Annotated in this window: 8 protein-coding genes; 6 read left to right on the top strand and 2 right to left on the bottom strand. The window is 69.9% G+C overall.

The window, feature by feature from the left end; all coding sequences use genetic code 11:
- A partial coding sequence (locus tag ACFTZB_RS02945) for a PD-(D/E)XK nuclease family protein (protein ID WP_378430022.1) occupies positions 1 to 1,544 on the top strand: 1,544 nt, incomplete at its 5' end.
- Complete coding sequence (locus tag ACFTZB_RS02940) at positions 1,541 to 4,915, top strand: ATP-dependent helicase (protein WP_378430021.1); 3,375 nt, start codon at positions 1,541 to 1,543, stop codon at positions 4,913 to 4,915. The genes ACFTZB_RS02945 and ACFTZB_RS02940, both read left to right, overlap by 4 nt.
- Here the strand turns inward: ACFTZB_RS02940 and ACFTZB_RS02935 are convergent.
- On the bottom strand, positions 4,893 to 5,291 hold the full coding sequence (locus ACFTZB_RS02935; RefSeq protein ID WP_378430020.1) for a MauE/DoxX family redox-associated membrane protein: 399 nt from the start codon (positions 5,289 to 5,291) through the stop codon (positions 4,893 to 4,895). The genes ACFTZB_RS02940 and ACFTZB_RS02935 overlap by 23 nt on opposite strands.
- A gap of 121 nt (positions 5,292 to 5,412) precedes the next feature.
- Here ACFTZB_RS02935 and ACFTZB_RS02930 point away from each other — a divergent pair, with 121 nt between their 5' ends.
- Positions 5,413 to 6,480, top strand: coding sequence for a potassium channel family protein (locus ACFTZB_RS02930; RefSeq protein ID WP_378430019.1), 1,068 nt, complete (start codon positions 5,413 to 5,415; stop codon positions 6,478 to 6,480).
- 20 nt (positions 6,481 to 6,500) lie between these two features.
- Positions 6,501 to 7,412, top strand: coding sequence for an NAD(+) diphosphatase (nudC, locus tag ACFTZB_RS02925; RefSeq protein ID WP_378430018.1), 912 nt, complete (start codon positions 6,501 to 6,503; stop codon positions 7,410 to 7,412).
- On the opposite strand, the gene ACFTZB_RS02920 is transcribed toward nudC, so the two are convergent.
- A complete protein-coding gene (locus ACFTZB_RS02920; RefSeq protein WP_015890142.1) occupies positions 7,409 to 7,663 on the bottom strand; it encodes a mycoredoxin in 255 nt (84 codons plus the stop codon). The genes nudC and ACFTZB_RS02920 overlap by 4 nt on opposite strands.
- Before the next feature lie 80 nt (positions 7,664 to 7,743).
- Between ACFTZB_RS02920 and ACFTZB_RS02915 the strand changes: the two genes are divergently transcribed.
- Both ACFTZB_RS02915 and ACFTZB_RS02910 read left to right on the top strand, forming a co-directional pair.
- Positions 7,744 to 9,882 carry an ATP-dependent DNA helicase UvrD2 gene (locus ACFTZB_RS02915; protein ID WP_378430065.1) on the top strand — a complete coding sequence of 713 codons (2,139 nt, stop codon included), beginning with the start codon at positions 7,744 to 7,746 and terminating at the stop codon, positions 9,880 to 9,882.
- 451 nt (positions 9,883 to 10,333) lie between these two features.
- Positions 10,334 to 10,675 carry a WhiB family transcriptional regulator gene (locus tag ACFTZB_RS02910; RefSeq protein ID WP_378430017.1) on the top strand — a complete coding sequence of 114 codons (342 nt, stop codon included), beginning with the start codon at positions 10,334 to 10,336 and terminating at the stop codon, positions 10,673 to 10,675.
- Positions 10,676 to 10,705: the final 30 nt, after the last annotated feature.

The following is a 10,705-nucleotide window of genomic DNA, read 5'->3' as shown; positions in this document are numbered from 1 at the left end:
CGCAGGCCGATCGCGACCTCGACGCCGTGGTCGCCCTGTTCGACGCCGCGGCGAGTTACGTCGACCGCCTCCCGCGCGCGCAACTCGCCGGGTTCGTCGACTACCTGACCGGACAGGCGATTCCCACCGCGCGCACCGTCTCCGTCGTTCCGGGCGACGCCGTGTCGGTGCTCAGCGCCCACTCCGCCGCCGGCCGTGAATGGGACGTCGTCGCGGTCGCGGGGGTGCAGGAAGGGCTGTGGCCGAGCCTGCGGGCGCGCGGAAGCCTGCTCGGCACCGAGGCGCTGATCGACCTCACGGGCGGCGTGTCCGACGGCAGCGAAACTGCCGCCGACCGGATGTCGCGCACCGCACCGCTGCTGGCCGAGGAACGTCGGCTGTTCCTGGTGGCCTGTAGCCGGGCGCGGCGGAGTCTGCTCGTCACCGCGGTCGACTCGGCCAGCGGCGACGCCGACCTCGTCCACTCCCGTTTCGTCGACGAACTGCTCGCCGGAGAACAGGATTCGGACGTCGAGGAGGCGGTCGTGCCCGCGGAGGATCCGGCGACCCGGGTCCTGGCCCTGCCCGCCCTCGTCGCCGAACTGCGCAGCGTGGTCTGCGATCCGGACGTCGCCGAATCCGACCCTGCCCGCCAGGACCGCGCCGCCCGCCAACTCGCCCGGCTCGCCGAGGCCGGGGTGCGCGGCGCACACCCGGACCAGTGGTACGGCACCGCCGAACCGAGCACCGGGGTGGCGTTGTGGAATGCGGAGGACGGGCCGGTGTCGCTGTCGCCGTCCACCGTCGACCTGCTCAACACCTGCCCGTTGCGGTGGCTGCTCGAACGCCACGGCGGCCGGGACGGCGACAACACCCACGCCATCGCCGGAACGCTCGTGCACACGCTGGTGCAGGCGCTCGCAGGCCGCATCCCACCCGATCAGGTGGAACGTGCGCTCGAGAACGCCTGGGAATCGATCGATCTCGGCTCCCAGTGGTACTCGCGGCGCGAACTCGACCGCACCCGGGACATGCTCGCCACGTTCACCGCCTGGCTCGGGAACACCCGGTCCGAACTCACCGAGGTCGGCGTCGAGGTGGCCGTCGACGGCGTCCTCGAGCCGCGCGAGGAGGGTTCCCCGAAGATCCGGCTGCGGGGGCGGATCGACCGGCTCGAACGCGACGCCGAGGGCAGGCCCGTGATCGTCGACGTGAAGACCGCCCGCTCACCCGTCACCAAGGACGACGCCCAGCAGCACGCCCAGCTGGCGGCCTACCAGGTGGCGGCGGCCACCGGTGCGATCGACGGGGAGCCGGCGTCGAAACCCGGTGGGGCGCGGCTGGTCTTCGTCGCCAAACCGCACAAGAAGGAAGGCGCGACGCAGCGGGTGCAGGCACCGCTGTCGGAGGAGGACCTCGAGACGTGGCTCGCGGTCATCCATGCGGCGGCGGCCGCCACCAGGGGTCCGGAGTTCCTCGCCCGCGTCAACGACGGATGCAGGCACTGCCCGGTGCGGACGAGTTGTCCCGCGCACGACGAAGGACGGCAGGTGACGTCGGAATGACCATCCGAATCGACCCGGTGGAACTCGCGATCGGACTGGGACAGCATCCGCCGACCCCGGAACAGGCCGCCGTCATCGCGGCCCCCCTCGGCCCGACCCTCGTCGTCGCGGGGGCAGGCGCGGGCAAGACCGAGACGATGGCCGCCCGCGTCGTGTGGCTGGTGGCCAACGGGGTCGTCGACCCCGAGGCGGTGCTGGGTCTGACGTTCACCCGCAAAGCGGCGCAGCAGCTGACCGCCCGGATCAGAAAACGCCTTGCCCGGCTTGCGGGTTCGGACCTGCTCCGCCGGGTCGACCCGAGCGGTGACCTCCGGTCGCGCATCCTCGCCGGCGAACCGGAGGTCGGCACGTACCACTCCTACGCCGGGCGATTGCTGTCCGAGCACGGGCTCCTGCTGCCCATCGAACCGTCGGCGACGCTGCTGTCGGAGACGGAACTGTGGCAGCTGGCGCACCGGGTGGTCAGTTCGTGGGACGGCGACCTCGACACCGACAGGAATCCGGCGTCCGTCACCGAGGCCGTGCTCGCGCTGGCCGGGCAGCTCGCCGAGCACCTCGTCGAACCGGACGACCTGCGGGAGGCGCACACCGAACTCGACAAGCTCGTCCACACCCTGCCCGCCGGACCGCGGCAGCGCGGCGGTCCTGGTAAGGAACTGCTCGACATCCTCGACACCCAGCACCGCCGGGTCGAACTCCTGCCACTCGTGCAGCGACTGTCGGACACCCTGCGACGGGAAGGCGCACTCGACTTCGGCAGCCAGATGTCGCTGGCGGCACGCGTGGCCGCGGACCACCCCGAGGTCGGCCTCGCCGAGCGCACCCGTTTCCGGGTGGTGCTGCTCGACGAGTACCAGGACACCGGGCACTCACAGCGAGTGCTGCTGTCCTCGCTGTTCGGCGGCGGACTCGACGGTGAACTGGCGCTCACCGCGGTGGGCGACCCCATGCAGTCGATCTACGGCTGGCGCGGTGCGTCGGCGGCCAACCTGCCCCGCTTCGCCACGGATTTCCCGCTGACGAACGGGGATCCGGCGCCGACCCTGGAGTTGCTCACCAGCTGGCGCAACCCGCCGGAGGCCCTGGCGCTGGCCAACATGGCGTCGGCGTCCCTGCGGGAGCGGGGCGTGGCGGTCAGCATGCTGCGGGCGCGACCGCAGGCCGTACCCGGGGACGTGCGCCTGGCCCTCACCGGTGATGTCGTGCAGGAACGCGAATGGGTGGCCGACCGCATCGCCGAACAGTACGCGGACGCCGCGAATCGGGGCGAGGATCCGCCGACCGCCGCCGTGCTGATCCGGCGCAACGCCGACGCGGCACCGATCGCGGAGGTACTGCGGTCGCGGGGTCTGCCGGTCGAGGTGGTCGGTCTCGGCGGTCTGCTCCACACACCCGAGGTGGCCGACGTCATCGCGATGCTCCGGGTCGTCGCCGACCCCATGGCGGGCAGTGCCGCCGTCCGGATGCTGACCGGGGCGAGATGGCAGATCGGGGCGGCCGACCTGACGGCGCTGTCGCGGCGAGCGTCCGAACTCGCCATCGGAACCGGCTACGGCACCACCGGCGCCGTCACGGATTCGGCCGCTCTCGCCGACGCCGTCGGCGAGGCGCTGCCCGGTGAACACGCGGAGCAGGCGGGGCTGGCGGACGCGCTGGCGGATCCCGGACCCGCCGAACGCTATTCGCAGGTCGGCTACGCGCGGATCACCGCGGTGGCGGCCGAGTTGGCGTCGCTGCGCGAGCGGATCGGGCAACCGCTCACCGAACTGGTGGCCGAGGTCGAACGGGTACTGGGGATCGGCATCGAAGCGCAGGCCCGGACACGGCAGTCTGCGTGGGGGAGCGCGGGCCGTGAACATCTCGACGCCTTCGCCGACGTCGTCGCCGGTTACGCGAACCGCACGTCGGCCACCGTCACCGGACTGCTCGCCTTCCTGTCCGCCGCGGAATCGGTCGAAAAAGGCCTGGCGCCCGGCGAAGTCGAAGTGGACCCGCACCGCGTCCAGGTGCTGACCGTGCACTCCGCGAAGGGGCTGGAGTGGGAAGTGGTGGCGGTGCCGCACCTCACGGCCGGCGTCTTTCCGTCGCGGACCGCGTCCGGGTCCTGGCTCGGTGCGCTCGGCGAACTGCCCCCGTCGCTGCGCGGAGACCGGGCGCGGCCGGGCGAGTCGGCCGACGGCGTACCCGTCCTCGAACTCGAGAACCTGTACGACCGGAAAGACCTCGAGGAGGCCGTGAAGGCGCACAAGTCGGCGCTGGCGGCCCGCCGACTGGACGAGGACCGCCGGTTGTTCTACGTCGCCCTCACCCGCACCGAGCGGGTGCTGTTCGCTTCGGGTCACCACTGGGCAGAATCGGGAACCGAGCCGAAGGGGCCGTCGGAGTTCCTCACCGAACTGCGCGACACGGTGACGGACGAGGCCCACGAGGGGATCGGGATCGTCGATCTCTGGGCGCCCGCGCCCGAACCCGAGGAGCAGAACCCGCTGACCAGCACGCCCAAGTCGGCTGTGTGGCCGCGGGATCCGCTCGGTCTCCGCCGGGAGGCGGTCGAGCGTGGTGCGGCGCTGGTCGTCGCGGCGCTGAAGAACGTCGGCAAGCAGGCGCCGGTGGACGAGGACGAGGACGAGGACGAGGATCTCGAGAACTGGGCGGCCGACGTCGACGCCCTCCTCGCGGAGCGGGAAGCGCGTGCGAACGCCCGCACCGAGATCGTGTTACCCGGCCAGCTGTCGGTGAGCCAGCTCGTCGAACTGGAGGCCGACCCGGACGCCCTGGCCGCCCGGCTGCGGCGGCCGCTGCCGTTCCCGCCGAACCCGCTCGCCCGGCGCGGTACCGCGTTCCACGCCTGGGTGGAACGCCGCTTCGGAGCCACCCGGCTGCTCGATCTCGACGAGCTGCCCGGCGCCGCCGACACGGGGGCGGGCCCGGACACCGATCTCGCGACGTTGCAGGACGCGTTCCTGCGCTCGCCGTGGGCCGACCGCAACCCGACGGAGGTCGAGGTGCCGTTCGAGACCTCGGTGGCGGGGACGGTGCTGAGGGGACGGATCGACGCGGTGTTCAGCGACCCCGACGGCGGGTGGACGGTGATCGACTGGAAGACCGGCGCCGAACCGAGCGCGGCCAACGAGAAGGCCGTCGTGATGCAGCTCGCCGCGTACCGGCTGGCGTGGGCCGAGCTGATGAACGTTCCGATCGAGCGGGTGCGCGCCGCATTCCACTACGTGCGGACCGGACGGACGATCGCACCGGACCGACTCCCCGGCGCCGACGCGCTCGCCCGACTCCTCAGCACCGCCGGCGCCGGCGAACCGGATCCCGCCGACGATGGTCCCGGAGACGAATTCAGGCGTGACGCCGAGCTTTGAGGGCCTCGGTGACCAAGGGGATCTGCAGTGGAAGACGCAGCAGCGCACCGGTTTTCTGCACGGTCGTCGTCTTCGGGCTCTTCAGCCAGTCCACTGCCATGTTGATGTTGGCGGGGAAGACGGCGACGAACAGCAGAGCGGCGAGTCCGCCACCGAGCCTGCGGGTGCGCGGCACGGCCAGCGCGGTGCCGATCGCGAGTTCGGCGACCCCGGACACGTAGGTGTAGGTGCGGGCGTCGCCCGGTAACTGTGTGGGGACCGTGGAATCGAAGAATTTCGGGGCGGCGAAGTGCATCGTGCCCGCGCCCAGCAGCAGTGCGGCGAGACGGAGTGCGGGCTTCTGGCTCGGTCGTGGTGTGATGCTCTCTCGTTGCATGACGCCAGCTTGCCCGAACCACCCGGTTCGCGACAACGAGGCTCCGACGTGTGTCCGGTGGGACAATCGGGGTTAGGCTGCCAGCCGATGTCGGAGTTCAGTGCAACGTGGAGACGAACATATGGCCGGTAGGCTGCGTGAGAGATTGAGCAGGTCGGACACCCTCACCGACCGGCCGGACTTCGCGTTGGTGGGTGTACTCCGGATTCCGGAGTTGCAGACCAGTCCGGCGAGGGCGATCTACCGCCGGGTGGGGATCGCCCTGGCGGCGTTGGCGTTGGCGGTTCTCATCGTCTACATCGACCGGGCGGGCTACCGCGACGCGCAGGACAACGAACTGTCGTTGCTCGACTGCATCTACTACGCGACGGTGTCGTTGTCGACGACGGGATACGGCGACATCACGCCGTTCACACCGTCGGCACGGCTCGTCAACGTCCTCCTGATCACGCCTCTTCGAATCTTCTTCCTCATCGTCCTGGTCGGTACGACCCTCTCCGCGCTCACGGAGAGCTCCCGGCAGGCGTTCAAAATTCAGCGTTGGAGGCAGCACGTGCGCAATCACACCGTGGTGATCGGCTACGGAACCAAGGGACGCACCGCGATCGACGCGATGCTCGGCGACGACGTTCCGCCGTCGGAGATCGTGGTCGTGGACACCGACCACGCCGTGCTCGACTCGGCGGCCAGCAAGGGCCTGGTCACGGTCCACGGATCCGCCACCAAATCGGACGTGCTCCGATTGGCGGGCGCGCAGAACGCGTCGGCGATCATCGTCGCCGCCAACCGCGACGACACCGCGGTGCTGGTGACGCTGACGGCGCGAGAGATCGCACCGAAGGCGAAGATCGTTGCCGCGATCCGCGAATCCGAGAACACGCACCTGCTCCGGCAGTCCGGCGCCGATTCGGTGGTCGTGTCCTCCGAGACCGCGGGCAGGCTCCTCGGCATCGCCACGAAGACGCCGAGCGTCGTCGAGATGATGGAGGACCTCCTGACTCCGGAGGCGGGTTTCGCGATCGCAGAGCGCCTCGTGGAGCGCGACGAGATCGGCGGCTCCCCACGTCACCTCGCGGACATCGTGCTCGGTGTGGTGCGGGACGGCCGGTTGATCCGGGTCGGCTCGCCGGAGGTCGATTCGATCGAGGAGAACGACCGACTGCTGTACATCCGTCGGGTCGCCAACTGATCGGCAGTAGTGTCGACGGCGTGACTGCATTCCGGCTCAACGACACCCCGCTCCTGTCCCGCTCCGCCGTCGGGCGGGCCGAGGAATTGCGTTCGGACACGGACGCGCTGCGTGCGGGCTGGCGGGATGCGCTGCTGCTGCGGGTCAATCACCGCGGACAGGTGCGGGTGGGGGACGACGGTCTGGTCTTCGCGGACGCCACCGAACTCGGCCCCGAACCGAAACCGGGGGCGGTGTTCCTCGGCGTCCGCAAGGACCGGCACGTGTGGGCGGTGCGGGTGCAGGCGCTCACCGGCGAGCTGGCCGATCTCCGGATTCTGGGCGGCACGCTGGACGACGCCGACGCCGGTGTGCTCACCGGCGCCCTCGCCATGCTCAACTGGCACGACAGCGCGGGCTTCAGTGCGCTCGACGGCGCGGCATCGGAACCGACGATGTCGGGGTGGTCGCGGATCTCGACGAGCACCGGTCACGAGGAATTTCCCCGCACCGATCCGGCGGTCATCTGCCTCGTGCACGACGGCGGGGATCGTGTGCTCCTGGCCCGGCAGCCCACGTGGCCGCCGCGGCGGTTCTCGATCCTGGCCGGATTCGTCGAGGCCGGTGAATCCCTCGAGACGTGCGTCGTCCGGGAGATCAGGGAAGAGGTGGGTGTCGACGTTCGTGACGTGCGCTACCTCGGCAGCCAGCCGTGGCCGTTCCCCCGTTCGGTGATGATCGGGTTCGCGGCCGTCGGCGATCCCGACGCCCCGCTGACGTTCGCGGACGGCGAGATCGCCGAGGCCCGGTGGTTCACCCGGGACGAGGTGCGCACGGCACTCGAACTCGGCGACTGGGCGTCGGACACCGACGCCACGCTGCTGCTCCCGGGCTCGATTTCCATCGCGCGCGGAATCATCGAGTCCTGGGCTGCGGCAGCGACGGAGTCCTAGACGCCGAGAAGCTGCTTGACCTGCGCCAACGACGGGTTGGTGGCGGTGCTGCCGTCGGCGAACTTGACGGTGGGCACGACGTGGTTGCCGCCGTTGACGCTGCCGACGAACTCCGCCGACGCCGGATCGTCCTCGATGTCGATCTCCACGTAGCCGATGCCGGATTCGTCCAGCTGCGTCTTCAGGCGCCGGCAGTAGCCGCACCAGGTGGTGGAGTAGATGGTCAGGGCCGGGGTGTCGGTAGCAGTCACGGCGGATATAACACCACGAGCCCGCCGTGTGTTCCCACTGCGGTGTTCGTCCGCTTCGCGCCGTGTCGGTCGCCCCTGTCATGATGGACGCCATGTCAGCAGCCGGCGCAGCAGAGGTGACGACTACCGGTCTCGATCCCGAACAGTCCGCAGCGGTCCTCGCTCCCCGGGGCCCGGTGTGTGTGCTGGCGGGTGCCGGAACAGGCAAGACCCGGACCATCACCCGGCGGATCGCGCACCTCGTGGCCAGCGGGCACGTCGCCGCGGGGCAGGTGCTGGCGGTGACGTTCACGGCGCGCGCGGCGGGCGAGATGCGCGGACGGCTGCGCGGCCTCGGCATCGGCGACGGGGGAGCGCAGGTCCAGGCACGCACGTTTCACGCCGCCGCGCTGCGGCAGCTGAGGTACTTCTGGCCGCAGGTGGTCGGCGACACGGAATGGCGGCTGCTGGACCGCAAGTTCGCGGTCGTGTCGTCCGCCGCCGGACGGGTCGGCCTGTCCACCAGCACGGAGAGCATCCGAGACCTGGCGAGTGAGATCGAGTGGGCCAAGGCCTCGCTGATCGCGCCCGAGGACTACCCGCGTGCGGTGGCGAAGTTACGCCGGGAGGCGCCGGTCGACGCCGCCAAGGTCGCCGAGGTGTATCACGGCTACGAACAGCTCAAGGCCCGCGGCCAGGACGGGATGCTCCTCGATTTCGACGACCTCCTGCTCCACACGGCGGCGGCACTCGAAGAGCATTCGGCCGTCGCGGAGGAGTTCCGCGACCGCTACCGCTGCTTCGTGGTCGACGAATACCAGGACGTCACCCCGTTGCAGCAGCGTGTCCTCGACGCCTGGCTCGGGGAGCGGGACGACCTCACCGTCGTCGGCGACGCCAACCAGACCATCTACTCGTTCACCGGCGCCACACCGAATTACCTGCTCGACTTCTCGCGCCGGTTCCCCGAGGCCACCGTCGTGCGTCTCGAGCGCGACTACCGTTCGACCCCCGAGGTCGTGTCGATGGCGAACCGGGTGATCGGCGCGGCGCGCGGCCGGATCGCGGGCACCCGTCTGCAACTGATCGGGCAGCGCGACTCCGGGCCGGAACCCAGTTTCGTCGAGTTCGACGACGAACCGGCGGAGGCCGCCGGGGTGGCGCGCACGATCAAGCGGCTCATCGCGTCCGGCACCCCGGCGGCGGAGATCGCGGTCCTGTACCGGATCAACGCCCAGTCCGAGGTGCACGAGCAGGCGCTGACGAAACTCGACATCCCGTACCAGGTGCGCGGCGGTGAGGGTTTCTTCACCCGCACCGAGGTGCGTCAGGCCGTGGCGGCGCTGCGCCAGGCCGCGGGCCGCGACGACCTGCCCGACGCGGTCGGCGCCGACCTCGTCACGCTGGTCCGCGCCGTCCTCGTCCCGCTGGGGCTGACGGACGCCGAACCGGCGGGTGCGCAGGCCCGCGAGCGGTGGGCCTCCCTGTCGGCGCTCGTCGCGCTCACCGAGGAACAGCTGACCCAGGACCCGGAGCTGACCCTCGACGCACTGCTGCGCGAGCTGAGTCTGCGGGCGGAGGCGCGGCACCCACCCGTCGTGCAGGGTGTGACCCTCGCGTCGCTGCACGCCGCGAAGGGTCTCGAATGGGACGCCGTGTTCCTCGTCGGCCTCACCGACGGAACGCTGCCCATCCAGCACGTGCTCGGCGACGCCAACTCGGCACCCGACGACGCGGCCGTCGAGGAGGAACGCCGGTTGCTGTACGTCGGCGTCACCCGTGCCCGCGAGCACCTGCAGATGTCGTGGGCGCTGTCCCGGAACGAGGGCGGCCGCAAGTCGCGGCGCCGTTCGCGGTTCCTGCACGGACTCATTCCCGAAGACTCACCGGCTTCGCGGATCGCGGCGCCGGTCAAGAGCAACAAGAAGCGTCCCCGGTGCCGGCTGTGCGGAAAACAACTGATCGGGACGACCGCGACCATGCTCGGTCGCTGCGAGGGATGCCCGTCCAACGTCGACGTGGAACTGCTCGAATCGCTGCGGTCGTGGCGGCTCGAGAAGTCGAGGGAACTGAAGGTCCCGGCGTACGTGGTGTTCAGCGACAACACGTTGACGGCTCTCGCCGAGCAGCGCCCGCAGGACGATCGCGGGCTCGTCGCGATCCCCGGGATCGGTGCGAAGAAGCTCGAGCAGTTCGGCGAAGACGTCCTCGGTGTGATCAAGGGAAGCGCTACTCGCTGAACGACTCCCGCACGCGGGCGACATAGCACGCATCACCGCAGGTCAAAAATAGGTTGTGCGGTTCTGGAGAATTGCCTACTGTGGTTTCAGTGCGCGGGGAGACCCGTGTGGTTCACATCGGATCGAGAAGAAATGGAGGTGGCAGTGAAATGACGAAATTCCAAGCACATGAGACGGCAGTCGCTGCTGCCTCCGCGTTGTTCGGCATGAACGCGGCGGAACCGGCACCGGCGATCGTCTGGTCGGCAGCCCGTCGTCGTCCCGCAACAGCAGTCGAGTCCGTGTATCGGAGTTGTCGAGGAATTCCTCGATAGATCAACTCCCACCGTCTTTTCAAGGCCACGGACCCGCATCGCGGACCGTGGCCTTCGTAGTTCGAGCACCTTTCCCGCTCGCAGCCTCGGCTCTGGTTCGCACCCATTTCAACGAACCGAAGAGAATAACCGTCGCAATGAGAGCAGAGGAGAACGACGTGTCTACCGTGACATGCCGAGGGGTATCCGAAACCTCAACCGCCACAAGCGGATTTGTTCAGATAGTGACTGCGCGTGGTGACCTGCCGTGCCGGGTCGACGACCCCGACCTGTGGTTTGCGGACTCTCCCACCGAGCTGGAGCAGGCGAAGGCGCTGTGCGCGTCGTGCCCGATCCGCTCCCGCTGCCTCGACGCCGCCCTCGATCGAGGTGAGCCGTGGGGCGTGTGGGGTGGGGAGATCTTCGACCAGGGTGTCGTGATCGCCCGCAAGCGTCCCCGTGGACGTCCCCGCAAGACGCCGGCTCTGGTGTGTGCGTAGCACCTGTGAGTACTTGTCAACCGCCCGCGG

Origin of the sequence: Rhodococcus sp. NPDC057014, from assembly GCF_042673295.1 — a bacterium.
In the GTDB taxonomy this organism is placed as follows: domain Bacteria; phylum Actinomycetota; class Actinomycetes; order Mycobacteriales; family Mycobacteriaceae; genus Rhodococcus_F.
The sequence above is the reverse complement of the archived record's forward strand: the minus strand, read 5'-3'. Positions and strand labels throughout refer to the sequence as shown.

Bases quoted from the DNA above. Each gene is read 5' to 3' on its own strand.
- ACFTZB_RS02915 (WP_378430065.1), top strand. From the start codon at position 7,744: ATGATGGACGCCATGTCAGCAGCCGGCGCAGCAGAGGTGACGACTACC.
- ACFTZB_RS02935 (WP_378430020.1), bottom strand. From the start codon at position 5,291: ATGCAACGAGAGAGCATCACACCACGACCGAGCCAGAAGCCCGCACTC.
- ACFTZB_RS02940 (WP_378430021.1), top strand. From the start codon at position 1,541: ATGACCATCCGAATCGACCCGGTGGAACTCGCGATCGGACTGGGACAG.
- ACFTZB_RS02910 (WP_378430017.1), top strand. From the start codon at position 10,334: ATGAGAGCAGAGGAGAACGACGTGTCTACCGTGACATGCCGAGGGGTA.
- ACFTZB_RS02930 (WP_378430019.1), top strand. From the start codon at position 5,413: ATGGCCGGTAGGCTGCGTGAGAGATTGAGCAGGTCGGACACCCTCACC.